The 25,020-nt window shown below is 66.0% G+C and carries 23 protein-coding genes; 16 read left to right on the forward strand and 7 right to left on the reverse strand.

All coding sequences use genetic code 11. The features are described from left to right. The first annotated feature begins 27 nt into the window (after positions 1-27). The 4 genes from V8U06_RS04690 (at position 28) to dprA (ending at position 4,145) form a co-directional block, all read left to right on the forward strand. Positions 28-969, forward strand: a complete 942-nt coding sequence (locus V8U06_RS04690; RefSeq protein ID WP_226919490.1) for an aspartate carbamoyltransferase catalytic subunit — start codon at positions 28-30, stop codon at positions 967-969. Further along, positions 966-2,258, forward strand: coding sequence for a dihydroorotase (locus V8U06_RS04695; RefSeq protein ID WP_427139692.1), 1,293 nt, complete (start codon positions 966-968; stop codon positions 2,256-2,258). The genes V8U06_RS04690 and V8U06_RS04695 overlap by 4 nt, the downstream gene beginning before the upstream one ends. Before the next feature lie 115 nt (positions 2,259-2,373). Next, positions 2,374-2,979, forward strand: a complete 606-nt coding sequence (gene plsY, locus V8U06_RS04700) for a glycerol-3-phosphate 1-O-acyltransferase PlsY (RefSeq protein ID WP_427139978.1) — start codon at positions 2,374-2,376, stop codon at positions 2,977-2,979. Positions 2,980-2,981: 2 nt separating this feature from the next. Beyond that, positions 2,982-4,145: a DNA-processing protein DprA gene (gene dprA, locus V8U06_RS04705; RefSeq protein ID WP_427139693.1), complete on the forward strand. Its 1,164-nt coding sequence runs from the start codon at positions 2,982-2,984 to the stop codon at positions 4,143-4,145. On the opposite strand, the gene V8U06_RS04710 is transcribed toward dprA, so the two are convergent. Beyond that, complete coding sequence (locus tag V8U06_RS04710) at positions 4,077-4,331, reverse strand: hypothetical protein (protein WP_427139694.1); 255 nt, start codon at positions 4,329-4,331, stop codon at positions 4,077-4,079. The two genes, dprA and V8U06_RS04710, sit on opposite strands and share 69 nt — an antisense overlap. A gap of 321 nt (positions 4,332-4,652) precedes the next feature. On the opposite strand from V8U06_RS04710, the gene topA reads away from it, so the two are divergent. From topA to rpmG, 6 genes are all read left to right on the forward strand, one after another. Further along, a complete protein-coding gene (gene topA, locus V8U06_RS04715; protein WP_427139695.1) occupies positions 4,653-7,322 on the forward strand; it encodes a type I DNA topoisomerase in 2,670 nt (889 codons plus the stop codon). Positions 7,323-7,325: 3 nt separating this feature from the next. Then, a complete protein-coding gene (rnr, locus tag V8U06_RS04720) occupies positions 7,326-9,677 on the forward strand; it encodes a ribonuclease R (protein WP_427139696.1) in 2,352 nt (783 codons plus the stop codon). Positions 9,678-9,739: 62 nt separating this feature from the next. Further along, the gene (locus tag V8U06_RS04725; protein ID WP_427139697.1) at positions 9,740-10,210 is read left to right on the forward strand and encodes a DUF983 domain-containing protein; all 471 of its coding nucleotides are present in this window, start codon (positions 9,740-9,742) and stop codon (positions 10,208-10,210) included. Beyond that, positions 10,207-10,869: an NUDIX hydrolase gene (locus V8U06_RS04730; RefSeq protein ID WP_427139698.1), complete on the forward strand. Its 663-nt coding sequence runs from the start codon at positions 10,207-10,209 to the stop codon at positions 10,867-10,869. Before V8U06_RS04725 ends, V8U06_RS04730 begins: the two co-directional genes overlap by 4 nt. A gap of 13 nt (positions 10,870-10,882) precedes the next feature. Next, on the forward strand, positions 10,883-12,067 hold the full coding sequence (locus tag V8U06_RS04735) for an MFS transporter (RefSeq protein WP_427139699.1): 1,185 nt from the start codon (positions 10,883-10,885) through the stop codon (positions 12,065-12,067). Positions 12,068-12,161: 94 nt separating this feature from the next. Further along, on the forward strand, positions 12,162-12,329 hold the full coding sequence (rpmG, locus tag V8U06_RS04740; protein ID WP_034795357.1) for a 50S ribosomal protein L33: 168 nt from the start codon (positions 12,162-12,164) through the stop codon (positions 12,327-12,329). Positions 12,330-13,022: 693 nt separating this feature from the next. Here rpmG and V8U06_RS04745 read toward each other — a convergent pair. Both V8U06_RS04745 and V8U06_RS04750 read right to left on the reverse strand, forming a co-directional pair. After that, positions 13,023-14,390 carry a PleD family two-component system response regulator gene (locus V8U06_RS04745; protein WP_427139700.1) on the reverse strand — a complete coding sequence of 456 codons (1,368 nt, stop codon included), beginning with the start codon at positions 14,388-14,390 and terminating at the stop codon, positions 13,023-13,025. Positions 14,391-14,406: 16 nt separating this feature from the next. After that, entirely contained in the window at positions 14,407-14,778 is a 372-nt protein-coding gene (locus V8U06_RS04750) for a response regulator (protein ID WP_003547430.1), read from the reverse strand. 141 nt (positions 14,779-14,919) lie between these two features. On the opposite strand from V8U06_RS04750, the gene V8U06_RS04755 reads away from it, so the two are divergent. From V8U06_RS04755 to V8U06_RS04770, 4 genes are all read left to right on the forward strand, one after another. Beyond that, a complete protein-coding gene (locus tag V8U06_RS04755; protein ID WP_427139701.1) occupies positions 14,920-15,219 on the forward strand; it encodes a DUF3572 domain-containing protein in 300 nt (99 codons plus the stop codon). A 116-nt stretch (positions 15,220-15,335) separates the two neighbouring features. Next, positions 15,336-16,682, forward strand: coding sequence for a DNA polymerase IV (locus V8U06_RS04760; protein WP_427139702.1), 1,347 nt, complete (start codon positions 15,336-15,338; stop codon positions 16,680-16,682). A gap of 131 nt (positions 16,683-16,813) precedes the next feature. Continuing rightward, positions 16,814-18,121 (forward strand): L,D-transpeptidase family protein, encoded by a 1,308-nt coding sequence (locus V8U06_RS04765; protein WP_427139703.1) that lies wholly within the window; start codon positions 16,814-16,816, stop codon positions 18,119-18,121. Then, on the forward strand, positions 18,118-18,543 hold the full coding sequence (locus V8U06_RS04770; RefSeq protein ID WP_427139704.1) for a hypothetical protein: 426 nt from the start codon (positions 18,118-18,120) through the stop codon (positions 18,541-18,543). The genes V8U06_RS04765 and V8U06_RS04770 overlap by 4 nt, the downstream gene beginning before the upstream one ends. Here the strand turns inward: V8U06_RS04770 and V8U06_RS04775 are convergent. Next, on the reverse strand, positions 18,504-19,145 hold the full coding sequence (locus V8U06_RS04775; RefSeq protein WP_427139705.1) for a TetR/AcrR family transcriptional regulator: 642 nt from the start codon (positions 19,143-19,145) through the stop codon (positions 18,504-18,506). The two genes, V8U06_RS04770 and V8U06_RS04775, sit on opposite strands and share 40 nt — an antisense overlap. Positions 19,146-19,211: 66 nt before the next feature. Between V8U06_RS04775 and V8U06_RS04780 the strand changes: the two genes are divergently transcribed. Then, complete coding sequence (locus V8U06_RS04780) at positions 19,212-19,712, forward strand: DinB family protein (protein ID WP_427139706.1); 501 nt, start codon at positions 19,212-19,214, stop codon at positions 19,710-19,712. A 36-nt stretch (positions 19,713-19,748) separates the two neighbouring features. Here V8U06_RS04780 and V8U06_RS04785 read toward each other — a convergent pair whose 3' ends face one another. The 3 genes from V8U06_RS04785 to V8U06_RS04795 all read right to left on the reverse strand — a co-directional run bounded on the left by V8U06_RS04785 (position 19,749) and on the right by V8U06_RS04795 (position 24,340). Then, positions 19,749-20,507, reverse strand: a complete 759-nt coding sequence (locus tag V8U06_RS04785) for a Type 1 glutamine amidotransferase-like domain-containing protein (protein ID WP_427139707.1) — start codon at positions 20,505-20,507, stop codon at positions 19,749-19,751. A gap of 67 nt (positions 20,508-20,574) precedes the next feature. Beyond that, on the reverse strand, positions 20,575-24,072 hold the full coding sequence (dnaE, locus tag V8U06_RS04790) for a DNA polymerase III subunit alpha (protein WP_427139708.1): 3,498 nt from the start codon (positions 24,070-24,072) through the stop codon (positions 20,575-20,577). A 142-nt stretch (positions 24,073-24,214) separates the two neighbouring features. Continuing rightward, a complete protein-coding gene (locus V8U06_RS04795; protein ID WP_427139709.1) occupies positions 24,215-24,340 on the reverse strand; it encodes a hypothetical protein in 126 nt (41 codons plus the stop codon). Positions 24,341-24,431: 91 nt separating this feature from the next. Between V8U06_RS04795 and V8U06_RS04800 the strand changes: the two genes are divergently transcribed. After that, entirely contained in the window at positions 24,432-25,010 is a 579-nt protein-coding gene (locus tag V8U06_RS04800; protein ID WP_427139710.1) for an FG-GAP repeat protein, read from the forward strand. Positions 25,011-25,020 lie beyond the last annotated feature (10 nt).

A 25,020-nucleotide genomic window follows, 5' to 3' on the forward strand; every position in this document is an offset into this window, starting at 1 on the left:
ATCCACGACAGTTGAGGCGGAGCCCACATGGACTTCTTTCCGCATCGCCACCTTCTCGGTATCAAGGGTTTGACCGAGCAGGAAATCACCCACCTGCTCGACCGTGCCGACGAGGCGGTGAAAATTTCCCGCCAGCGCGAGAAGAAGACGTCGACCCTTCGGGGCCTGACGCAGATCAATCTCTTCTTCGAAGCCTCCACCCGCACGCAGTCCTCCTTCGAACTTGCCGGAAAACGCCTCGGCGCCGACGTGATGAACATGTCGGTCGGCAATTCCTCGGTGAAGAAGGGCGAAACGCTGATCGACACGGCGATGACGCTGAACGCCATGCACCCGGACGTGCTGGTGGTGCGCCATTCCTCCGCCGGGGCCGCCGCGCTTCTGGCGCAGAAGGTCTCCTGCTCGGTGGTCAATGCCGGCGACGGCCAGCACGAACATCCGACGCAGGCCCTGCTCGACGCGCTGACCATCCGCCGCGCCAAGGGCAAGCTCTCGCGCATCATCGTCGCCATCTGCGGCGACGTGCTGCATTCGCGCGTCGCCCGCTCCAACATCCTGCTGCTCAACGCCATGGGCGCGCGGGTGCGCGTCGTCGCCCCGGCGACGCTGCTGCCGTCGGGCATCGCCGACATGGGCGCGGAGGTCTACCATTCCATGGAAGAAGGCCTGAAGGACGCCGATGTCGTGATGATGCTGCGCCTGCAGCGCGAGCGCATGTCCGGCGCCTTCGTGCCGTCGGTGCGCGAATACTTCCACTATTACGGCCTCGACGCGCAGAAGCTGAAGGCGGCCAAGGAAGACGCGCTCGTCATGCATCCCGGCCCGATGAACCGCGGCGTGGAGATCGCCTCGGAGATCGCCGACGGCCCGCAGAGCGTCATCGAGCAGCAGGTCGAGATGGGCGTCGCCGTCCGCATGGCCGTGATGGAAACGCTTCTCCTCTCGCAGAACCAGGGTGCCCGCGCATGACCCGCACCACCGTCCTGAAAAACCTCCGCATTCTCGACCCCTCGCGCAATCTCGACGAAAACGGCTCCATCGTCATCGAGAACGGCAGGATCGCCGCCATCGGCCGCGGCGCGCAGAACCAGGGCGCGCCCGAAGGCGCAGAGATCGTCGACGGGCGCGGCATGATCGCCGCCCCCGGCCTCGTCGATGCCCGCGTCTTCACGGGCGAGCCGGGCGGCGAGCACCGCGAGACCATCGCATCGGCCGCCCGCGCGGCCGCCGCCGGCGGCGTCACCACCTTCATCATGATGCCGGACACCGATCCCGTCATCGACGATATCGCGCTGGTCGAATTCGTGCTGAAGACGGCGCGCGACAAGGCCATCGTCAACGTGCACCCCGCCGCGGCGCTGACCAAGCACCTGGCGGGCGAGGAGATGACCGAGTTCGGCCTGCTGCAGGAGGCCGGCGCGGTCGCCTTCACCAATGGCCGCAACCCCATGCACAATGCGCAGGTGCTGCGCCGCGCCATGACCTATGCCCGCGAATTCGGCAGCGTCATCGCGCTCGAAACCCGCGACAAGCATCTGGGCGCCGGCGGCGTCATGAACGAGGGGCTGCTGGCAAGCTGGCTCGGCCTTTCCGGCACGCCGCGCGAAGCCGAACTCATCCCGCTCGAACGGGACCTGCGCATCGCGGGGCTGACCCGGGCGAAATACCATGCCGCGCAGATCTCGGTGCCGGAATCGGCCGAAGCCGTGCGGATCGCCCGCGAGCGCGGCGCGAACGTCACCTGCGCCGCCTCGATCAACCATCTGACGCTGAACGAGAACGACATCGGCGAATACCGCACCTTCTTCAAGCTCTCGCCGCCGCTGCGCGGCGAGGACGACCGCAAGGCCATGGTCGATGCGCTCGCCAAGGGCGAGATCGACATCATCGTCTCCTCGCACGATCCACAGGACGTCGACACCAAGCGCCTGCCCTTCGCGGATGCGGCGGACGGCGCCATCGGTCTCGAAACCATGCTGGCGGCAGCGCTCAGGCTGCATCACAGCGGCGAGGTTTCCCTGATGCGCCTCATCGATGCGCTCTCCACGCGCCCGGCGAAGATCTTCGGCCTCGACGCCGGAACGCTCGCGCCCGGCGCACGCGCCGACATCGTGCTGATCGATGCCGACGAGCCCTGGCTCGCCACCAAGGACTGCTTCGTCTCGCGCTCGAAGAACACGCCCTTTGAAGATGCCCGCTTTACGGGCCGCGCCGTTAGCACCTATGTTGCCGGCGAAAAGGTGCATTCGCTGGGTTGAATTCCATGCCGGGCCGAAGGGACGCGGCCCCGCGGAATTCACCGGTCCCCGGGCCTGCCCGGGGACGCAAGGCCGCGAAGACGAATACAGGAACGGGGGAACTGACGTGTCCGATATCTTCACCTGGCAGCTCGGCGGCCTGCCGACGCTGGCCGCCCTCGCCTTCGGCTATCTCCTCGGCTCCATTCCCTTCGGCCTGATCCTCACCCGCATGGCGGGGCTCGGCGACGTGCGCGCCATCGGCTCGGGCAATATCGGCGCGACGAATGTGCTGCGCACCGGCAACAAGAAGCTCGCCGCCGCGACGCTGCTGCTCGACGCGCTGAAAGGCACGGCCGCGGCCGCCATCGCCGCGCGCTGGGGCCTCGATGCCGGCATCGCCGCCGGCTTCGCCGCCTTCCTCGGCCACCTCTTCCCGGTCTGGCTCGGCTTCAAGGGCGGCAAGGGCGTCGCCACCTATGTCGGCGTGCTGCTCGGCCTCGTGCCCGTCCTGGTCGCGGTCTTCGCCGCGGTCTGGATCGGCCTTGCCTATCTCACCCGCTACTCGTCCCTCTCGGCCCTCATTGCAACGGCCGTATCTCCGGTTGTATTGTGGTTCACCGGTCACGAGAAGGTGGCGCTGCTCTTCGCCGTCCTCACCGTGATCACCTGGTGGAAGCACCGCGCCAACATCGCCCGCCTCATGAGCGGCACCGAAAGCAAGATCGGCAGCAAGGGATAGCCATGGACGACCGCAGCGCAAGGACACGGGGAATTGCGCTGACGGAAAGACAAAGGATCGCCTGGCTCCGGCTCATCCGCAGCGACAATGTCGGGCCGGTCACCTTTCGCGCCCTGATCAACCACTATGGCAGCGCCGAGACGGCGCTGGACATGCTGCCGGAGCTTTCCCGGCGCGGCGGCGCGTCCCGCAGCATCCGGGTCGCCGGCATGGCGGAGGCGGAACGGGAACTGGAGAGCGCCGCGCGGCACGGCGCCGCCTTCGTCGGCATCGGCGAACCGGACTATCCGCCCCTTCTGCGCCAGATCGACGGCGCCCCGCCGCTTCTTGCCGTCAAGGGCGACCGCACGGCCGCCACCATGCCCGCCGTCGGCATCGTCGGCGCGCGCAACGCCTCGGCCTCCGGCATGAAATTCACCGGCCTCATGGCCCGCGCGATCGGCCGCGCCGGCTATGGCGTCGTCTCCGGCCTTGCGCGCGGCATCGACACGGCCGCGCACCGCGCAAGCCTCGAGACCGGCACCGTCGCCGCCATGGCCGGCGGGCTCGACAGACCCTATCCGCCGGAAAATATCGGCCTCCTGGACGAGATTACCGGCGGCCGCGGCCTTGCCATCAGCGAAATGCCCTTCGGCTGGGAGCCGCGCGCCCGGGACTTTCCCCGCCGCAACCGGCTGATCGCCGGCATGGCGCTCGGTCTCGTGGTGGTAGAGGCGGCCGTGCGCTCCGGCTCGCTGATCACCGCGCGCAACGCGGCGGATTTCGGCCGGCCGGTCTTCGCGGTGCCGGGCTCGCCGCTGGAGGCGCGCTGCGAAGGCAGCAACAGTCTCCTGAAGGACGGGGCCACCGTCACCACGACGCCGGAGGATGTGCTGGACGCCCTCAGGCCGCTGGCCGAGCCCGATCTCTTTTCGCCCCGCGGCAGCGCCGAAGGCCAGGCCGCCGAGCGGGTGCAGGGCGTGCCCTCCGCCATGCGGCTGCCGCCGAACGACCGCGAGCGCGACCGCATCGCCGAGGCGCTGAGCCAGGTGCCGACCGAGATCGACGAGGTCATCCGCCATACCGGGGTTGACGCCGCGACCGTCTATCTCGTTCTGCTAGAGCTCGATCTTGCCGGCCGGCTTCACCGGCATGCCGGTGGCGGCGTCTCGCTCGCCGCCGATTGACAAGGGCCTGGCGCCGGACTGGATATCCCCCGCCTCCAGATAGGCCATCTCGATGAAGTAGCGCAGCATGTCGGCGCCCTCATTGTCCGCGACGGTGCGCAGCTCGCCCAGCATCTGGCGGATATAGGCGATGTTCTGTTCTGCCGAATGGGCCGGCAGGGCGGGTCTTGATGTCTTTGGGTTCATGGCTCCCCCACTGCAGTCGAAAATGCGAAACCACCGCCAAGTTGTGATTTCCATGCCCAAGGGACGATACAGCCATTATCCACAATTGCAACAACCGAATTATCTCGTATTGGTTGCATTCATGGCCACTCAAATTGCATTTATTGGTGCGGAACGCAAAGCCTCCCCTCCTGGTTGCGCCGTGTTGCATTCCACTAATTTCAGCCCTACCTCTTGACCCGAACGCTTTCCCTGTTCATGTCGAAACACGACTTTCCCCCGGCGGAGAACGCCCTTTCGCGGCGACGCAATCGCTGAGCGCCCGGTATCAGAGAAATGACGATGAATGTTGTAGTTGTGGAATCGCCCGCCAAGGCCAAGACGATCAACAAGTATCTCGGCCCCGGCTACAAGGTGCTTGCCTCCTTCGGCCATGTGCGCGACCTGCCGGCCAAGGACGGTTCGGTGCGCCCGGACGAGGACTTCGAAATGTCCTGGGAGGTCGACAGCGCCTCCGCCAAGCGCATGAAGGACATTGCCGACGCGGTGAAGGATTCCGACGGCCTCATTCTCGCGACCGACCCGGATCGCGAGGGTGAAGCCATTTCCTGGCACGTGCTCGACGTCCTGAAGAAGAAGCGCGTGCTCGGCGACAAGCCGGTCAAGCGCGTCGTCTTCAACGCCATCACCAAGGCGGCCGTGCTCGACGCCATGCGCAATCCGCGCGATATCGACACGCCGCTGGTCGACGCCTATCTCGCCCGCCGCGCGCTCGACTATCTCGTCGGCTTCAACCTGTCGCCCGTCCTTTGGCGCAAGCTGCCGGGCGCGCGCTCGGCCGGCCGCGTTCAGTCGGTGGCGCTGCGCCTCGTCTGCGACCGCGAATCCGAAATCGAGCGTTTCGTCTCGGAAGAATACTGGAACCTCTCGGCCCTGCTGAAGACGCCACGCGGCGACGAGTTCGAGGCCCGCCTCGTCTCGGCCGAAGGCAAGCGCCTGCAGGCAAGGGCCATCGGCAATGGCGAGGAGGCGAACCGCCTCAAGACCCTGCTCGACGGCGCGGCCTACCGGGTCGAGAGCGTCGAGGCCAAGCCGACGAAGCGCAACCCCTCGCCGCCCTTCACCACCTCCACGCTGCAGCAGGCCGCCTCCTCCAAGCTCGGCTTCTCCGCCTCGCGCACCATGCAGGTGGCGCAGAAGCTCTATGAGGGCATCGACATCGGCGGCGAGACGGTCGGTCTCATCACCTATATGCGTACCGACGGCGTGCAGATGGCGCCCGAGGCGATCGACGCCGCCCGCAAGGCCGTCGCCGAGCAGTTCGGCGCACGCTACGTGCCGGAAAAGGCCCGCATCTATTCCACCAAGGCCAAGAACGCCCAGGAAGCCCACGAGGCGATCCGCCCCACCTCCTTCGACCGCACGCCGGACCAGGTGAAGCGCTACCTCGATCCCGACCAGCTCAAGCTCTACGACCTCGTCTGGAAGCGCGGCATCGCCAGCCAGATGGCCTCGGCCGAGATCGAGCGTACGACCGTCGAGATCGAGGCGGACAATGGCGGCCGCAAGGCGGGCCTGCGCGCCACCGGCTCGGTCATCCGCTTCGACGGCTTCATCGCGGCCTATACGGACCAGAAGGAAGACGGCGAGCAGTCGGACGACGGTGACGAGGACGGCCGCCTGCCGGAGATCAATTCCGGCGAAAAGGTCGCCAAGCAGAAGGTGAACGCCTCGCAGCACTTCACCGAGCCGCCGCCGCGCTATTCCGAAGCCTCGCTCATCAAGAAGATGGAAGAACTCGGCATCGGCCGTCCGTCGACCTATGCGGCGACGCTGGCGACGCTGCGCGACCGCGAATATATCGTCATCGACAAGCGCAAGCTGATCCCGGAAGCCAAGGGCCGCCTCGTGACGGCCTTCCTCGAAAGCTTCTTCACGCGTTATGTCGAATATGACTTCACCGCCGATCTCGAAGAGAAGCTCGACAAGATCTCGGCCGGCGAGCTCGACTGGAAGCAGGTTCTGCGCGACTTCTGGAAGGACTTCTTCGCCCAGATCGAGGACACCAAGGAACTGCGCGTCACCAACGTTCTCGACGCGCTGAACGAAGAACTCGCCCCCCTCGTCTTCCCCAAGCGCGAGGACGGCAGCGATCCGCGCATCTGCCAGGTCTGCGGCACGGGCAAGCTCTCGCTGAAGCTCGGCAAGTTCGGCGCCTTCGTCGGCTGCTCGAACTATCCCGAATGCAACTATACGCGCCAGCTTTCCGCCGATGGCGGTTCGGACGCGGAGGCGGCGGCGGCCAACGAGCCGCAGAGCCTCGGCAAGGACCCGCATACCGGCGAAGACATCACGCTGCGCTCCGGCCGCTTCGGGCCTTACGTGCAGCGCGGCGACGGCAAGGAGGCCAAGCGCGCCAGCCTGCCGAAGGGCTGGACGCCGGCGAGCATCGACCATGAGAAGGCGCTCGCCCTGCTCTCGCTGCCGCGCGACATCGGCCAGCACCCCGAGAGCGGCAAGATGATCTCGGCCGGCATCGGCCGCTACGGCCCGTTCCTGCTGCATGACGGCGGCTATGCCAATCTGGAGACGGTCGAAGACGTGTTCTCCATCGGCCTCAACCGCGCCGTGACCGTGATCGCCGACAAGGCGTCGAAGGGTCCGGGCCGCGGCGGGTCGACACCGGCCGCGCTGAAGACGCTGGGCGACCATCCGGACGGCGGCGCCATCACGGTGCGCGACGGCCGCTACGGCCCCTATGTCAACTGGGGCAAGGTCAACGCCACCCTGCCGAAGGGCAAGGCGGCCGACAGCGTGACGATGGAAGAGGCGCTGGTGCTGATCGCCGAAAAGGCCGGCAAGACGCCCGCCAAGGGCAAGGCCGCCGCCAAGGCGAAGACCACCAAGACGGCCAAGAGCGCCGACACCAAGACGGGCGAGACCAAGGCGGCAAAGCCGAAGGCGAAGGCCGCGGCCAAGCCCAAGGCCGCAGCCAAGGCAAAGAAGGCGTAAGGCATGACGAAGGAACCGCGCAACCGGGCAGGACAAGCAAGGCGGCCCGGCCGCGCGGACCGTGACCTGCCGCCGGCGGACAATAGCCCCATCATCCACGGCGCCATTCCGCCGCGCGACGTGCTGCTGCGCTTCATCGCCGAGCATCCCGAACAGGCTTCCAAGCGCGAGATCGCCAAGGCCTTCGGCCTCAAGGGCGAGGCGCGCGTGGAGCTGAAGGCGCTGCTGAAATCCTTCGAGGTCGACGGCCTCCTGGAAAAGCGCCGCAAGTCGCTGGTGCGGCCCGGCGCCCTGCCCCCCGTCACGGTTCTCGACATCACGACGCGCGACGTCGACGGCGAACTGATCGGCCGTCCGGCCGAATGGCTCGACGACGCGGGCGTCGCGCCCGCCGTGCTCATCCGCCAGTCGGGCGGCGTGCGCAAGGACAAGGCGCCCGTCGCCGGCCTCGGCGACCGGGTGCTGGCCAAGATCTTCCCGGCCAAGGAACGCGGCGGGCCGGCCTATACCGGCCGCGTCATCAAGGTCCTCGACAAGAAGAAGAACTCCGGCATGGGCGTCTTCCGCTCCATGGCGGGCGGCGGCGGGCGCATCATGCCCATCGACCGGCGCGGCGAGGAGATGGATGTCGAGGCCGAATTCACGGCGGGCGCCAAGGATGGCGACCTCGTGGAGATCGATGTCGTGCGCATGGGCCGCTACGGCCTGGCGCGCGCGCAGATCAAGAGCGTGGTCGGCTCGGTCGCCTCGGAAAAGGCGATCTCGATGATCGCCATCCATGCCCATGGCATTCCCCATATCTTCCCCGATGCGGTCATCCGCGAGGCGGAGGCGGCCGGCCCGGCCACCATGTCGCACCGCGAGGACTGGCGCAGCCTGCCGCTCATCACCATCGACCCGGCCGACGCCAAGGACCATGACGACGCTGTTTATGCCGAGCCCGATCCCTCGCCCGACAATCCGGGCGGCGTGATCGTCACCGTCGCCATCGCCGATGTCAGCTATTACGTGCGCCCGAAATCGGCGCTCGACCGCGAGGCGCTGAAGCGCGGCAACTCGGTCTATTTCCCGGACCGCGTGGTGCCCATGCTGCCGGAGCGCATCTCCAATGACCTCTGCTCGCTGAAGGAAGGCGTCGACCGCCCGGCGCTTGCCGTGCGCATGGTCTTCTCGCACGAGGGCCGCAAGGCGAGCCACACCTTCCACCGCATCATGATGAAGAGCGCGGCGAAGCTGTCCTACCAGCAGGCCCAGGCCGCCATCGACGGCGCGCCCGACGACAAGACCGGGCCGATCCTCGAGACGATCCTGAAGCCGCTCTGGCAGGCCTACCGGATCATGACGACGGGCCGGAACCGCCGCCAGCCGCTCGAACTGGACATGCCCGAGCGCAAGATCCTCCTCAAGCCGGACGGCACCGTCGACCGGGTCGTCGTGCCGCCGCGGCTCGACGCGCACAAGCTCATCGAGGAGATGATGATCCAGGCCAACGTCGCGGCCGCCGAGACGCTGGAGAAGAAGAAGCAGGTCCTGATCTACCGCGTGCACGACGCGCCCTCGCTCGCCAAGCAGGAGGTGCTGCGCGAGTTCCTGCAGACGCTCGACATCTCGCTCGTCAAGGGCGGCAACATGCGCTCCAACCATTTCAACGGCATCCTTGCGAAGGCCAAGGACAAGCCGTTCGAGCAGATGGTGAGCGAAATGGTGCTGCGCTCGCAGAGCCAGGCGATCTACAGCCCCGAGAATATCGGCCATTTCGGCCTCAACCTCATGAAATACGCCCATTTCACCTCGCCGATCCGCCGCTATGCGGACCTGATCGTGCACCGGGCGCTGGTGGGCTCGCTCGGCCTCGGCGAAGGCGGCATCACGCCCGACGAGGAGGCGGTGCTCGACGATATCGCGGCGGAGATCTCCACCTTCGAGCGGCGCGCCATGGCGGCCGAGCGCGACACGGTGGACCGCCTCATCGCGCATCACCTTGCCGAGCGCATCGGCGAGGAATTCGACGGGCGCGTTTCCGGCGTCACCAAGGCGGGACTTTTTGTCACCCTGCCGGAATATGGCGCGGACGGCTTCGTGCCTATATCCATGCTCGGGCGCGACTACTTCATCTATGACGAGGCCCATCAGGCGCTTTCGGGCGAAAAGACCGGGCTCGGCTACCGCCTCGGCGACGAGGTGCGCGTCAAGCTCGCAGAAGCGGTTCCGCTCGCCGGCTCGCTGCGGTTCGACATGATCAGCGAAGGGCGCAAGATGCCGACGGCGGTGCGCTCCTTCCACAAGTCGGGCCGGCGCAAGGGCGGCGCGCCGCACCGCCAGCCGGGCACCCGCCCGCCGCGCGGCAAACGCTAGAGCATGCCCCTCGCCGAAGCCGCAGCGCTCCGGCGTCGGACACCGGCAGGAAGGACAGGACCATGCAGGCGAACGAGACGAGCAAGACGGTGCATTTCGGCGATACGGCAAGCGCCGCTCCCGCGGAACGGCCGCTCGGCCGCGCCATCAAGCGCGGCATGCTGAACCGCTGCCCGGCCTGCGGCACCGGCAGGCTCTTCCGCGCCTATGTGAAGCCCGTCGACCATTGCGCGGCCTGCGGCGAGGACTACACGCACCAGCGCGCCGACGACCTGCCGCCCTATCTCGTCATCACCATCGTCGGCCATATCGTGCTCGGCGGCTACATGGCGACGGACCTCGTCTGGCCGCTCACCACCTGGCAGCACCTCGCCATCTGGACGCCCGTCACCATCATCCTGTCCCTCCTGATGCTCCAGCCCGTCAAGGGCGGCGCCATCGGCCTGCAATGGGCGCTGAGGATGCACGGCTTCGGCCAGAAGCCCGAAGAGGACGCCGACGACGCGTCGGCCTATAGCGACCGAACCGCATGACCGCCGTCCGCCCCGTCGATGCCGCCTCCATCCTGCTGCTCGACCGGTCGGGCGGGCATATCCGGGTGCTCGTCGGCAAGCGCAGCAGCAAGCATGTCTTCATGCCGGACGTCTATGTCTTTCCCGGCGGCCGGCGCGATGCGAGCGACCGTCTCGTTCCCGTCGCCAGCCCCCTTCATCCGCTCGCCCTGGAGCGGCTTGCCCTGCGGGCCGGCCGGCGCTGTTCCGATTCGCGCCTGAGGGCGCTCGGCGTTACGGCCCTGCGCGAGCTGCACGAGGAAGCCGGCATCGCGGTGGGAACGCCGCTGTCCGCCCCCGCCGAAGGCAGCCTCTCCTTCCGGCCGGATCTGTCCCCGCTGCGCTTCCTTGCCCGCGCCATCACGCCGGCAGGCATGGTGCGCCGCTTCGACACCCGCTTCTTCACACTCTTCACCGACGAGGCCGGGGTGGATCCGGCCGCCGCCACCGCCAGCCATGAGCTGGAAGACGTGCGCTGGGTCGATATTTTTGACCACAAGGGCATCGAGATGCCCGACATAACCGTATTGATCCTTGAAGAGCTTCAAAAAAGCATTCAGGAAAACAAGTCTCTCCCCTTCGGAAGGGCCGCACCGCTGTACTACACCCAGCGGGGGCGTTTCCTTCGGGACCTTCTTTGAGGATCCATTGCATATGACGCAGCCGCAAACCGGTACCGCCGGCCCGGTGGAGCACATTCACTGGCGGTCTCTCATTGCAGCCATCGCCGCCATTTCCGCAGTCGGCATCGCCATGGGCCTCGGCCTGCCGCTCTTGTCCATCATCATGGAAAAGCGCGGCATCTCCTCGACGCTGATCGGCATCAATTCCGCCATGGCCGGCGTCGCCGCCATGGCCGCCGCCCCGTGCACGGCGCGCCTCGCCCATGCCTGGGGCACCTCCTCGACCATGATCGGGGCCATCCTGCTCGCCGCCGTCAGCGGCCTCGGCTTCTACTATATCGAGAATTTCTGGCTCTGGTTCCCGCTGCGCATCGTCTTCCACGGCGTGACGACCATGCTCTTCATCCTATCGGAGTTCTGGATCAACGCCGCCGCCCCGCCGCGCCGGCGGGGCCTCGTGCTCGGCATCTACGCCACCGTGCTGTCGCTGGGCTTTGCCACCGGCCCCCTCATCTTCTCGGTGATCGGCAGCGAGGGCGTGCTGCCCTTCGCGCTCGGCGCCGTCATCATCCTTCTCGCCGCCGTGCCGATCTTCATCGCCCGCGGCGAAAGCCCCACCATCGACGAGAAGCCGGAGCTCCATTTCATGCGCTACGTCCTTCTCGTGCCGACGGCGACGGCGGCGGTCTTCATCTTCGGCGCCGTCCAGGTGGGCGGGCTCTCGCTGCTGCCGATCTATGCCACCCGCGCCGGCTTCACGGAGGCGCAGGCCGCCCTCCTGCTCACCGTCATGGGCATCGGCAACATGGCCTTCCAGATCCCGCTCGGCATGCTCTCCGACCGCATGCGCGACCGCCGCAGCCTGCTGACCATCATGGCCGCCATCGGCCTCCTCGGCTCGCTGTCGCTGCCCATCATCTCGCACAACTGGCTGCTGATGGCCGGCGTGCTCCTGGTGTGGGGCGGCTGCGTGGCGGGCCTTTATACGGTGGGCCTCAGCCATCTCGGCTCGCGGCTCGTCGGGGCGGACCTTGCGGCCGCCAACGCCGCCTTCATCTTCTGCTATGCGGTCGGCACCGTGATCGGCCCGCAGGCGATCGGCGCGGCGATGGACGTTTCCGGCAATGACGGTTTTGCCTGGGCAATCGTCGCCTTCTTCGGCTTTTACCTGGTACTTTCTATGGCCCGAATGGTTTTCCGACCGAAACGGGCTTGACTTTTCGGGCGCGATTTGTAGTTTCCGGCCAGATTTAAAGCCGTGGAACAGAATGGCTGTCCGCGGCTTCGTTTTTCATAAAGGCAGGACGACCATGGCCAAGGCTACCACCATCAAGATCAAGCTGCTGTCGACGGCCGACACCGGTTTCTTCTACGTGACCACGAAGAACAGCCGTACGATGACGGAAAAGATGACCAAGACGAAGTACGATCCGGTCGTCAAGAAGCACGTCGAATTCAAGGAAACCAAGATCAAGTAATCTTGGGAGCCTTTCGAGGTTCGCAAAGGCGCTGGACGGAAACGTCCGGCGCCTTTTCTTTTGGCCCCTGCCCCGCCCACAACCGGATACAGCCGCACGAATCAAAACGCCGCTCCCTTGCCGGGAGCGGCGTTGAATGGGGGTCGGTCAGACACGACGACGGCACGAGGATTCCGTTTTTGTCGTAGCTGACCGACCGACCCCACGACCCAGGAGATGCGGCGGACCTAGCATCATGGGGTAACCGGTTGTGCGGGCTTGTTTGCCGCCCATGAGTTGAGCATCGCGCGAAAAAGAAAAAAAATCAACGAATTCTTAACGCTCCGCCGCGAGGTCCTTGTCTCATAGTTAACCGGGGTGGTTGTAACTGTGCCGTTGAGCGGCATTTACGTTATAGAAGACAACAATACAGTATACGGCGAGGCACAACCTTGAAGGGTGCGGCCTGCAACCTGTATAAACGGGCTTTTGCGCACACGGCCTGATTGCGAAAGCACAACCCATTGATAAGTTTTGTCAAAAATAAATCGTACGATTTATAGCCAAATTTCGCGACAGGCTCCCATCGCTGGCAATCCCCCCGCCCCGGGCGCCGGGAAATCGGCTCCCTTGGGTAAGTCGCTCGAAATTAAGGCAAATGCCCGCAATTCTAACGTGCCTGTGGACAAACGTTGCGGAGCGGCGATTCGCGACTCAGGCCGCGGCCGCCACAACCCGGTTGCGGCCCGAACGCTTGGCTTCGTAGAGCGCGGTATCCGCACGCTTCAGCAAGGCTTCCGGACTATCGCCCCCCGGCAGGATGGACGAGATGCCGAGCGAGGCAGTAACGGGCAAGAAGACATCGGTGCCGGGAATGCGGAACGGCTCGCGCTCGACGATCATGCGCAGTCGTTCGGCGACGCTCGCCGCCATTTCGGCCGGCGTATCGGGCATGACCAGCACGAACTCCTCCCCGCCATAGCGGCAGGCAAGATCGGCGCCGCGCACGGCCGAGCGGACCCGGTTGGCGAATTCCCGCAGCACGGCGTCGCCGGCATCGTGGCCATAGGTGTCGTTGACCAGCTTGAAGCGATCGATATCGGTGATGCAGACCGACAGCGGGCGGCTGCGGGCCGTCGCGCGGTCGATCAGCAGCTTCATGTGGTTGTCGAGGTAGCGACGGTTGTGCAGTCCCGTCAGGCCGTCGGTGACGGCAAGCTCGATGGTCTGGCGCACGCTGGCGCGCAGACGGTCGTTGCAGCGCTTGCGGCGGATCTGGGTGAGGCTGCGGGCGATCAGCTCATTGGGATCGATCGGCCGCATCAGATAGTCCGTCACGCCGAGATCGAGCGCGCGCACGATCAGGTCGTCGTCGCCCTGCTCGGCGATCAGCAGGATCGGCAGGAAGCGCGTGCGCTCCAGGGACCTAAGCTGCGAGCAGAGGCGCAGCGGATCGTAGTCCTCGAAATTCGCGTTGACGATGACGAGTTCGTAATTGCTTTCGGCCGCCTGGAAGAGCGCCGCCTGCGGATCGGACATGCAGGTGACGTCGGCGACCGGCTTCAGCGCGCGGGCGATGCGCTCCTGCGAGGAGGCGCGCCCGTCGACCAGCAGCACGTCGCCCGGCTCGTCGCCGAGATTGCTGTCGAGGCCGTCTTCCAGCGAGATGGCGCGGGCGGTCGCGGCGCGCATGCGCAGCTCGTCCGTCAGCGTCTTCAGCCGCACGAGGCTCTTGACGCGCGACATGAGCTGCAGGTCGTTGACCGGCTTGGTGAGGAAGTCGTCGGCGCCGGCCTTGAGGCCGCGCACGCGGTCCGACGGCTGGTCGAGCGCCGTCACCATGACGACGGGAATATGGGAGGTGCGCGGATTGGCCTTCAGCCGCTCGCAGACCTCGAAACCGTCGATGCCGGGCATCATGATGTCGAGGAGGATGAGGTCGACCTGGGTGCGTTCGCAGATGGAGAGCGCGTCATAGCCGTTCTCGGCCGTCAGCACGTCGAAATACTCTGCCAGCAGCCGGGCTTCGAGCAGCTTCACATTGGCCGGAATGTCGTCGACGACGAGAATACGTGCCGTCATACCGTTGTCTCCCGCCTCATGCGTCGCCGAGATAGGTCTTGATGGTCTCGATGAACTTCGGGACCGAAATGGGCTTGGAGACATAGGCCTCGCAACCGCCCTGCCTGATTCGCTCCTCGTCGCCCTTCATCGCGAAGGCGGTGACGGCGATCACGGGGATGACGTGGAGTTCGTCGTCTTCCTTCAGCCACTTGGTGACTTCCAGGCCCGAAACTTCCGGCAGCTGGATGTCCATCAGGATCAGGTCCGGGCGGTGTTTGCGCGCGAGATCAAGCGCTTCCATGCCGTTGCGGGTCTGGATCGTCGTATAGCCGGACGCCTCGATGAGGTCCCGGAAGAGCTTCATGTTGAGCTCGTTGTCCTCGACTATCATCACTTGCTTGGGCATCGTGCGTCCCTGTTCCTCTCGCCGGCCTTGCAACCTTTTGGGAGATCGATACGTTGCGGCAAAGCCGAAATCACCCAGCCGGACCGAAGACACGTTAGCGTCACTTGGTTGATTAAAAGGTAAATTTCCCGAGAGAAACGAATGAAAAGCCAAAAAGATACAACCGTGACGAAGGCTGCCGAAGAGACCGCCGTCGCCATTCTCGGCTGGCTCGCCGGCGAGCCGGAATTGTTGTCGCGTTTCCTGTCGCTGACCGGCGTCGCGCCCGAGGCGGTGCGCCATGCGGTGAACGACCCGGGCTTCCTCGCCGGCCTCGTCGATTTCCTGATGAGCCACGAGCCGACCCTGCTCGCCTTCAGCGCGGCGACGGGCATCGCGCCGGAAGCGGTGGTGCATGCCCATGCGGTGCTGACCGGCCCGTATGGCAACGACGATTTCTGAACGGCCGACGCGCCGCCCCCAGCATGCCTGTGTACCGCCATCTCTTCCGTCCCGGCGACTATTGAGACTTCGGAATTTAGGCGCTAGTGTCGCAATGTTCAATATTTGTTCCCATCATGAGCACCGCCGCAACGCGTTTTTCGGGCTTCTGTCGCGACTGCCTTTCCGGGCAGCCCGCCGCCCTGCGCCGTTGCCGGGCCTGCGGCAGCCCGCGCCTCGTCTATCATGACGAGCTCTTCGACCTGACGCTCGCCCATATCGACTGCGACGCCTTCTATGCCTCGATCGAAAAACGCGACAATCCGGAGCTTGCCGACAAGCCGGTGATCATCGGCGGCGGCAAGCGCGGCGTCGTCTCCACCGCCTGCTACGTCGCGCGCATCCACGGCGTGCGCTCGGCCATGCCGATGTTCAAGGCGCTGGAGGCCTGCCCGAACGCCGTGGTCATCAGCCCGAACATGGAGAAATACGTGAAGGTCGGGCGCGAGGTGCGCGCCATGATGCAGGACCTGACGCCGCTGGTGCAGCCCCTGTCCATCGACGAGGCCTTCCTGGAACTGCGCGGCACCGAGCGGCTGCACCACGATCCCCCTGCCCGCGTGCTCGCCCGCTTCGCCCAGCGCGTGGAGAAGGAGGTGGGCATCACCATCTCCATCGGCCTGTCCTACTGCAAGTTCCTCGCCAAGGTCGCCTCCGACCTCAACAAGCCGCGCGGCTTTTCCGTCATCGGTGTGGCGGAGGCGCTGGACTTCCTGCGCGACAAGCCGGTGCGCCTCATCTGGGGCGTCGGCAAGGCCTTTGCCGAGACGCTGGAGCGCGACGGCATCCGCACCGTCGGCCAGCTCCAGACCATGGAGGAAAACGACCTGATGCGCCGCTACGGCGTGATGGGCAAGCGGCTGTTCCATCTGTCGCGCGGCCAGGACGACCGCGAGGTGCATATCAACGACGCGGCCAAGAGCGTGTCGGCGGAAACCACCTTCTTCGACGACCTCTCCAGCCATGACGAGCTCGTCGCGCATCTGCGGCGGCTCAGCGAAAAGGTCGCCACGCGCCTGCGCAAATCCGGCATTGCCGGCCATACCGTCGTGCTCAAGCTGAAGACCGCCGACTTCAAGAGCCGCACGCGCAACCGCAAGCTCGAAGACCCGACCATGCTGGCCGACCGGATCTTCCGCACCGGCATGGAGCTTCTGCGCAAGGAGACGGATGGTACGAAGTTCCGGCTGATCGGCATCGGCGTTTCCGACCTCACCGACCCCGGCAGGGCCGACCCGCCCGACCTCGTCGATCCGGCCGCCGCGCGCCGCGCCGCCGCGGAGGCGGCGATGAACACGCTGCGCGACAAGTTCGGCAAGGCGAGCGTGGAGACCGGCTATACGTTCGGCAAATCCGGCCCCGAGCGCTTTCACGGAAAGTTGACCGTCAAGACGGGCGGAAAAATCGGCGACCCCGGCGAATAAATCCCGGCAAACCAGCGTTCTTCACTGCATCGGGATGGCACAGATCGGGGGATCGTGCGGGTGCATCAAGCCTTCCTTAAGCGAGATGCACTACGCTTCCGGCCGGTTTGTATTGCGTACGGATGGGTCACATGAAGTTTCGCCTCGCCACTGGCATGAGCATATTGGGCCTGATGCTGAGCTGCGCCACCGCGCTCGGCGGAACGCTCGAAGGTCCGCTCCAGATCATGGTGTCGAAGGACCTGCAGGAGTTGAAGATCTATGACGGCGGCGTGGTGGTCGCCACCTCGCGCGTCTCCACCGGCAAGGCCGGCCATTCGACGCCGACGGGCATCTTCTCGATCCTCGAAAAGAAGCGCTCGCATTTCTCCAATATCTACGACAGCGCGCCGATGCCCTTCATGCAGCGGCTGACCTGGTCGGGAATCGCGCTGCACGCCTCCAACAGCGTGCCGTCCTATCCCGCCTCGCATGGCTGCGTGCGCCTGCCGAACGATTTCGCCAAGACGCTGTTCTCCATCACCCGGCGCGGCGGCCACGTGCTGATCACCGACCGGGAGACGGAGCCGCAGCGCATCGTGCACGCCGTGCTGTTCAAGCCCTCCGTCGTGGTGCCGGATACGCCGCTTCTGTCCGACGCGGGCCTTCGCCCCGGTCTCATCGAGGCCGGCGACAAGAGCGTCGAGGTGGCGATGACCGATCCCAAGCCCGAGGTGCTGACGCCCGTCGTGCAAAGGACCGAGCAGGACCCGATCCGCATCCTCATCACCCGTCGCGGCGATCGCGACATGATGATCGACCTGCAGACGCTGCTGACCTCGCTCGGCTATGACGCCGGCCTGCCGGACGGCCGCCACGGCAAGCAGACCGTCGCCGCCATCCGCGCGTTCCAGCTTGCCGAGGGCCTGAAGGAAGACGGCATGGTGACGCCGGAACTCGTGACCGCCGTCTATGCGAAGGCCGGCAAGGGCGCGCCGCCGAACGGGCAGATCCTCGTGCGCCAGAAGTTCAAGCCGCTGATCGAGGAGCCGATCACCATCCGTAACCCGGAAATCGCCCTCGGCACGCATTTCCTGCTCGCCCGCGAGGTCGACGCCGACAAGGGCAAGGCGGAATGGTACGGCGTGAGCATGGACAACCAGCTTCCCTCCGCAACGCTGAAGCGCCTCGGCATCACCACCGAGGCCGACGCGAGCGCGCCTGACGCGCTGACGAAGACGCTCGACCGCCTCGATATCCCCGAGGACATGCGCACCCGCATTTCCGGCCTGATGGGCGAAGGCGCGTCGCTCTCGATCTCCGATACGGGCCTTGGCCCGGAAACCGGCGACGGCACCGATTTCATCACCGTCACCCGCAAGGTGCAGAAGGCGGATGCCGGGATCGTCACCGGCAAGAAGAAGAAGAAAAAGAAGTCATCGGTCTCGGTCATCAATTGACGGGGACGGAAGGCGCGGTCTTCGAGGTCGAGGAGGTCTTCACCGAAGAGGACGGCCTCCTCGTCCTCTCCCTCGGCTTTGCCTCGCCTGACGATCCGCTCGACGTGCTGCACATCGCCTGCGGCCGGAACCGCAGCGGCAGCGAACCGCCGCCCGTCGAGGACCTTCTTTATCTCGAGCGCACCGATCAGGACCTTGCATGCGACGGAGGCGAGGTCATCCGCCTCACCGCCCATCCCGAGAGGATCGAGCTTTTCCTGACGGAGAACGGCGCCGACGCGCTCGGCCTGCCGGCCCATACAGTCTTCCTGTTCACGCGCTATCCGGCGCTCGCCCCCGTGGCGCACGGCATGCTCGCGGCCATGCGGTCGGCCGGGCAGGATCAGATCGCGGTGTCGCCGCCCGCCGCGTCGGCAAGATAGAGGCCGATGAGCCGGACAAGGCCGGTTTCGACCGCGGGATCGGCGAGCGTGCCCCGGCGCGCGGCATTGTGGACGATGCCGTCGATGGCATCCGACAGGAGCACGGCCTTCTGCCCGTCCTCCGGGCGCGCCACGCCCCCGCGGCAAACCGCGATGGCCTTGGCATAGAGACCGAGAAACTCGATCTCGAAATCGCTCTTCGGGTCGCGATAGGCCTCCGAGGCCGGCGCCTCGTCGAGCAGGACGCGGTGCAGGCCCGGATAGCGGCTATGGGCCTCGATCATGCCGCGCGCGACCGTCGCGGCGAAGGCGGCCGGCAACAGGCCTTCGGCACCGGCCTTCTGCAGGACGGCGAGACTGTCGGCCAGATGACGGCCGCGGATCGCGTCGATCAGCGAAAGCTTGTCGGGGAAATACTGGTAGAGCGAGCCGATGCTGACCCCGGCGATCTCGGCCACCCGGTTCGTGGTGAAGCCGGCCCATCCCGCCTCGCTCAGGATGCGAGCACCGGCGTCGACGATGGCGTCGACCGTCAGGCGGGAACGGGCCTGTCGCGGCGCCTTGCGCATCGTCGGGCGCGTCTTTGCAATGCGAGTAGACATCGGGTCCCGTCCTGCCAGAATGTGAGCATATTGCTCACATTCCATAGAACCGGAAGGACCGACGCGATGCAAGACCTCTACCGCTACAATGCCTGGGCGAATGCCGCGCTCTTCGAGACATTGCGGACGCTCGACCCGCAGCGCCACGCGGCCGAGCGTCGGACCGCGCTGCGGCTGATCAATCATCTGCACATCGTCTCGCGCATCTTCGCTGCCCATCTTGCGGGCGTCCCGCACGGCTACAGCGCCGACAACACGGAGGAACCGCCTGAATTGGAGGCGCTGCAGGCAGCCCTTGCCGCATCCGACCAATGGTATTGCGACTATCTCCGGACCGTCTCGCCCGCCGCGCTGTCGGAGGCGATCCCGTTTCAGTTCACCGACGGCGACAGCGGCCGGATGACCCGGGCGGAAATGCTCGCCCATGTGGTCCTCCACGCCGGCTATCATCGCGGCGAGGTCGGCCGCCTGCTCTGGCAGATCGGCATCACCCCGCCCTGGGACACCTTCGCCGTCTACCTGCACCAAAGCGAGCCGGCGCGTCGATCCGGGGCCGTCGCCGGCTAACGCGTCGCGCGGCGGCAGGCGGACCGGCCATCAGGGTCAGGCGGTCAGCAGGGCGGTGATGACGGCCGCGTCGGCCTTGCCGCTGACGCCGCCCGTGATCCAGAGCGGCTCACCGAAACATTCCGCCCTGCCGTCCGAGACGACGAGGCCGTCGCTGTCGGTGCAGGCGAGGATGGGGCGCGGCGTGTGCCGGCTGTAGCGCACGAGATCGGCGTGATAGGAGGCGGCCCCGTCGAGATGGGGAAAATATTCGAAGGGCAGAAGGTCGAGCGCGGCACCATCCGTCACGTCTTCCGGCCGCGCGTCGAGGAACAGCGCGTCCGTCGCGATATCCGGCGTCATCAGGATGGAGCCGGCGCTGACGCCGATCAGGATGCCGCCCTTCCGCGCCCAGTCGGAGAGCGGGCCGAGCATGCCGCTGTGCCGGAGCCGGGCGAGAAATTCCCCCGTGTGCCCGCCGGACAGATGGATGGCGTCGCAGGCGAACAGCGCCGCCGTTTCGGCGGGATCGTGCGCCACGTTGAGATCGTAGCAGACCGGCACGGCAAGGCCGGTGCGGGCATAGTAGGCGATCAGCGGATCGAGGAAGTAGCGCTCCGGGTCAGGCCCCGAGGGAATGTAGCCGATGCGGTTGCCGCCGCGCTTCTCCTTGAGGAGCCGCAGCAGCCGGGCGTCGATCTCCAGCCCCTCGCCCGCCGTCTGGTCGCTGTAGAGCACGAGATTGAGCATCGGGATCCCCGCTCCTGTTTTCGCCGCATCCTCCGGCGCCGAGGCGGTGCCGCCTCGGCCGGACATGGTCTGAATTCTTTTGTTTTCGTTTGTCTTTTCGGGAAAACCGGTTCCCACTTCTCCCTGACGAACCCTAGACCAGCTCGACCTCCAGCACGCCCGGCGTCGAGCGCATGGCGGCGGCGATTTCCGGGGAGATGCGGAAGCGGTCGTTCAGTTCCACCTCGATCTCGCGCTGGCCGCTGTCCTTGATGACGATGAAGGAGACGAGGCCGTCGCCCTTGGTGTTGAGATGGGCGGCGATGGAGCGCAGCGGGCCGCTGTCGCGGACATAGACGCGCATCGCCTTCTGGCTCTGCAGCGATTCCTCTTCCAGCGAGCGCAGCGTCTGGATGCGCAGGCCGATGCCTTCCGGCCGTTCCTCCGCCTGCACGGTCATGACCAGCGATTTGCCGGCCTCCAGCAGGTCGCGATACTGGTTCAGCATTTCGGAGAACAGCACCGCCTCGAACTGGCCGGAGGAGTCGGAGAAGGCGACGATGCCCATCTTGTTGCCGGTGCGCGTCTTGCGCTCCTGCTTGGAGGTCACCGTGCCGGCCAGCCGGCCGGCGGTTGCCCCGCGCTTCACCGCGGCGGCAAAATCGCCGAAGGTCTGCACGCGCATCTTGGCGAGGATCGGGCCATAGGTGTCGAGCGGATGGGCCGAGAGGTAGAAGCCGAGCACCTGGAATTCCCGGTGCAGCTTCTCCGAGGCGAGCCAGGGCGTGTAGGAGGGCAGCGTGATGACCTCCGGCCCCGTCGCCGCGCCCATGCCGAAGATGTCGCCCTGCCCGCTCGTCTTGTTCTCCTGCGCGCGCTGGGCCGCGCCCAGCAGCCGGTCGAGGCCGGCGATCATCGCCGCGCGGTCATGGCCGAAGCAGTCGAAGGCGCCGGCGACGATCAGGCTTTCGAAGACGCGGCGGTTGACGAATTTCGGATCGATGCGCGTGCAGAAATCCTCGAGGCTCTTGAAGGGCTGGTCGCCGCGCACCTCGACGATGTGCTGCACCGCCGCCTCGCCGACGCCCTTGATGGCGGCGAGCGCGTAATAGATGCGGTTCTCGCCGGTCTCGAAATGCGGGAAGGATGTCTGCACCGAGGGCGGGATGACCTCGATGCCGAGACGGCCGGCATCCTGCCGGAAGTCGTTCAGCTTGTCCGTGTTGGACATGTCGTAGGTCATCGACGCGGCGAGGAACTCGACCGGGTAATGCGCCTTCAGATAGGCCGTCTGGTAGGAGACGATGGCATAGGCGGCGGCGTGCGACTTGTTGAAGCCGTAGTTGGCGAACTTGGCCAGCAGGTCGAAGATCAGGTCGGACTGCGGCTTGGACACGCCGTTCCTGACAGAGCCCTCGACGAAGCGGGCGCGCTGCTTGTCCATCTCCTCCTTGATCTTCTTGCCCATGGCGCGGCGCAGAAGGTCGGCCTCGCCGAGCGAGTAGCCGGACAGGACCTGGGCGATCTGCATCACCTGCTCCTGGTAGACGATAACGCCCTGCGTTTCCTTGAGCAGGTGGTCGATCATCGGATGGATCGACTCGATCTCCTCCTCGCCGTGCTTGCGGGCGTTGTAGACCGGGATGTTCTCCATCGGGCCGGGGCGGTAGAGCGCCACCAGCGCGATGATGTCCTCGATGCAGTCCGGCCGCATGCCGATCAGCGCCTTGCGCATGCCCGCGCTTTCCACCTGGAACACGCCGACCGTCTCGCCGCGCGAGAGCATCTCGTAGGTGAGCTGGTCGTCGAGCGGCAGGTTTTCCAGCTGCACCTCGATCTTGCGCTTGCGCAGGAAATCCACCGCTGTCTTGAGCACGGTCAGCGTCTTCAGGCCGAGGAAGTCGAACTTCACCAGACCCGCCTGCTCGACCCATTTCATGTTGAACTGGGTGACCGGCATGTCCGAGCGCGGATCGCGGTACATCGGCACGAGCTTGGAGAGCGGCCGGTCGCCGATCACGATGCCGGCGGCGTGGGTGGAGGCGTGGCGGTAGAGGCCTTCGATCTTCTGGGCGATGTCGAGCAGGCGCGCGACGACCGGCTCCTTCTCGGCCTCCTCCTGCAGCTTCGGCTCCTCCTCGATCGCCTTGTAGAGCGGCGTCGGGTTGGCCGGATTGTTCGGCACGAGCTTGCAGATCTTGTCGACCTGGCCATAGGGCATTTCCAGCACGCGGCCGACGTCGCGCAGCGCGGCGCGGGCCTGCAGCGAACCGAAGGTGATGATCTGCGCCACCTGCTCGCGGCCATATTTGCGCTGCACGTAGCGGATCACCTCTTCGCGGCGGTCCTGGCAGAAGTCGATGTCGAAGTCGGGCATCGAGACGCGCTCGGGATTGAGGAAGCGTTCGAAGAGCAGCGAGAAGCGCAGGGGATCGACGTCGGTGATGGTGAGCGCATAGGCAACCAGCGAGCCCGCGCCCGAGCCGCGGCCCGGCCCGACGGGAATGTTCTGCTGCTTGGCCCATTTGATGAAGTCGGCAACGATGAGGAAGTAGCCGGGGAACTTCATGCGCTCGATGACGCTGAGCTCGAAATCCAGCCGCTCGCGGTAATCCTGTTCGCTATAGCCCGGCGTCAGGCCGTGCAGCTTCATGCGGTTTTCGAGGCCCTCGACGGACTGGCGGCGCAGTTCCGCCGCCTCGGCGCGCTCGGCCTCCTCCGCATCGTCGGTCGCACCGGTGAAGCGCGGCAGGATGGGGCCGCGCGTCTTCAGCACGAAGGAGCAGCGGCGGGCGATCTCGACTGTGTTCTCCAGCGCCTCGGGCAGGTCGGCGAAGAGCTTCGCCATGTCCTTGCGGCTCTTGAGATAGTGGTCGGGCGACAGGCGGAAGCGGCTGTCGTCGGAGACCATGGCGTTGTGCGCCACGGCCATCAGCGCGTCATGGGCGTCGTAATCGTCCGGCGACGGGAAGAAGGGTTCGTTGGTCGCGACCAGCGGCACGTCTTCGGCATAGGCAAGCTCGACCATGCGCCGCTCGTGCTGGCGGTCGAAGCGGCCGTGACGCTGCAATTCGATATAGAACCGGTCGCCGAAGACGCGCTTCAACGCGGCGAGCCGCGCCCGGGCGACGGCCGGCTGGCCGGCGAGGAAGGCCATGTCGACGGGACCGCCGAGCGCGCCCGACAGGGCGATCAGCCCCTCCGTGCCCTCTTCCACGAGCCAGCTATAGGCGATGCGGACCGATTGCCCGCTCTCGCCGCCGAGATAGGCCCGGCTGACGAGATCGACGAGGCGCGCATAGCCCGCGTCGGTGGCGGCGAGAACGACGATGGACGGCAGCCTGGCGAGCTGGGCCTGCTGCCCGCGCCGCTCGCCCTCGCCCTCGTCCTCCATGTCGATGGACAATTGGCAGCCGATCAGCGGCTGGATGCCGTCGCCGACCGCCTTCTGCGAGAATTCGAGCGCCGCGAAGAGATTGTTGGTGTCGGTGATGGCGATGGCGGGCTGGTTGTCCGACGTCGCCTTGCCGATGATCTTCTTGATCGGCAAGGCGCCTTCCAGCAGCGAAAAGGCCGAGTGCACGCGCAGATGCACGAATTCCGGCGTCTCGGCGATGATCTCACCTTCGGTCTTCTGTGCTGCATCCGCCATGTGAACTTCCTTCCGGTCAAGACGGGAAGCTTAAGCGGATTCGGACCCGGCTCGTCCAGAAGACTTTCGGTGTTGCACCCGATTTCCACGGACGACGGGTCCGCGGCGGGCATGAAGAATGCGGGGAAGGATCGTCGAACCGTCAGATGCCGAAGAGGATGACGGAGAAGCTGGCGACGAACATGGCCATGGAGGCGAATGCGGCAAGATCACGAAGAAAATCGGTCATTTGGTCTCCCTTTCCTTTTATGTTTTTACTTTGTTCCATTTCTGTTCTCGTGTCAACAGCTTTCCACAGGCCCTCTGGACCCGCGCGTTCCGGCGCAATATGGTCGCCTCGATCAAACGGAGGAACCGAAATGAAGCCCTGGATTGCCGCCCTTCTCGTCTCAGCCGCCCTGCCCGGCGCATCGGCCGCCGCCGAATTTCCGGCCGAGCGCGTCATCGCCATGGCGAGCGGCGACTGGAACAAGGACGGGACGCAGGATCTCGTGGTGGTCGCGACCCCCGGCGAGGACAATGGCGAGGACAACGGCATCTACGTCTATCTCGCCAAGCCCGAGGAAAACCGGCTGACGCTGGCGCTGGCCGCGCCGAATTCCGTCTGGGGCAATCTCACCATGTATGGCCAGGAGCCGGAACTGGCCGCGCTCGCCAACGGCTCCTTCACGCTGACGACGAAGAACGATTCGGTCGGCCGCGACCGCTGGCGCCAGTCGCTGACCATCGCCTACCGCAATTTCGATTTCATCGTCGCGGGCTTCACCTATTCGTCCTACGACACGCTCGACCCCAATGCCTCGAGCGAGTGCGACCTCAACGTGCTGACCGGCAAAGGCAAGGCAAGGGGCCAGCCGTTCAGCGGCAAGGCGCAGTTCTTGCTGCTCCAGGACTGGCGGGACGATATCGGCCGCGCGGCCTGCGGCCTCGACAACTGATCTCTGCTAT

It is taken from the genome of Shinella sp. G-2 (assembly GCF_050172695.1).
Taxonomy (GTDB): domain Bacteria; phylum Pseudomonadota; class Alphaproteobacteria; order Rhizobiales; family Rhizobiaceae; genus Shinella.

Excerpts from the sequence above, each read along its gene's own strand:
- V8U06_RS04690 (WP_226919490.1), top strand. The coding sequence starts at position 28 with ATGGACTTCTTTCCGCATCGCCACCTTCTCGGTATCAAGGGTTTGACC.
- V8U06_RS04695 (WP_427139692.1), top strand. The coding sequence starts at position 966 with ATGACCCGCACCACCGTCCTGAAAAACCTCCGCATTCTCGACCCCTCG.
- dprA (WP_427139693.1), top strand. The coding sequence starts at position 2,982 with ATGGACGACCGCAGCGCAAGGACACGGGGAATTGCGCTGACGGAAAGA.
- V8U06_RS04710 (WP_427139694.1), bottom strand. The coding sequence starts at position 4,331 with ATGAACCCAAAGACATCAAGACCCGCCCTGCCGGCCCATTCGGCAGAA.
- topA (WP_427139695.1), top strand. The coding sequence starts at position 4,653 with ATGAATGTTGTAGTTGTGGAATCGCCCGCCAAGGCCAAGACGATCAAC.
- rnr (WP_427139696.1), top strand. The coding sequence starts at position 7,326 with ATGACGAAGGAACCGCGCAACCGGGCAGGACAAGCAAGGCGGCCCGGC.
- V8U06_RS04725 (WP_427139697.1), top strand. The coding sequence starts at position 9,740 with ATGCAGGCGAACGAGACGAGCAAGACGGTGCATTTCGGCGATACGGCA.
- V8U06_RS04730 (WP_427139698.1), top strand. The coding sequence starts at position 10,207 with ATGACCGCCGTCCGCCCCGTCGATGCCGCCTCCATCCTGCTGCTCGAC.
- V8U06_RS04735 (WP_427139699.1), top strand. The coding sequence starts at position 10,883 with ATGACGCAGCCGCAAACCGGTACCGCCGGCCCGGTGGAGCACATTCAC.
- rpmG (WP_034795357.1), top strand. The coding sequence starts at position 12,162 with ATGGCCAAGGCTACCACCATCAAGATCAAGCTGCTGTCGACGGCCGAC.
- V8U06_RS04745 (WP_427139700.1), bottom strand. The coding sequence starts at position 14,390 with ATGACGGCACGTATTCTCGTCGTCGACGACATTCCGGCCAATGTGAAG.
- V8U06_RS04750 (WP_003547430.1), bottom strand. The coding sequence starts at position 14,778 with ATGCCCAAGCAAGTGATGATAGTCGAGGACAACGAGCTCAACATGAAG.
- V8U06_RS04755 (WP_427139701.1), top strand. The coding sequence starts at position 14,920 with ATGAAAAGCCAAAAAGATACAACCGTGACGAAGGCTGCCGAAGAGACC.
- V8U06_RS04760 (WP_427139702.1), top strand. The coding sequence starts at position 15,336 with ATGAGCACCGCCGCAACGCGTTTTTCGGGCTTCTGTCGCGACTGCCTT.
- V8U06_RS04765 (WP_427139703.1), top strand. The coding sequence starts at position 16,814 with ATGAAGTTTCGCCTCGCCACTGGCATGAGCATATTGGGCCTGATGCTG.
- V8U06_RS04775 (WP_427139705.1), bottom strand. The coding sequence starts at position 19,145 with ATGTCTACTCGCATTGCAAAGACGCGCCCGACGATGCGCAAGGCGCCG.
- V8U06_RS04780 (WP_427139706.1), top strand. The coding sequence starts at position 19,212 with ATGCAAGACCTCTACCGCTACAATGCCTGGGCGAATGCCGCGCTCTTC.
- V8U06_RS04785 (WP_427139707.1), bottom strand. The coding sequence starts at position 20,507 with ATGTCCGGCCGAGGCGGCACCGCCTCGGCGCCGGAGGATGCGGCGAAA.
- dnaE (WP_427139708.1), bottom strand. The coding sequence starts at position 24,072 with ATGGCGGATGCAGCACAGAAGACCGAAGGTGAGATCATCGCCGAGACG.
- V8U06_RS04795 (WP_427139709.1), bottom strand. The coding sequence starts at position 24,340 with ATGGAACAAAGTAAAAACATAAAAGGAAAGGGAGACCAAATGACCGAT.
- V8U06_RS04800 (WP_427139710.1), top strand. The coding sequence starts at position 24,432 with ATGAAGCCCTGGATTGCCGCCCTTCTCGTCTCAGCCGCCCTGCCCGGC.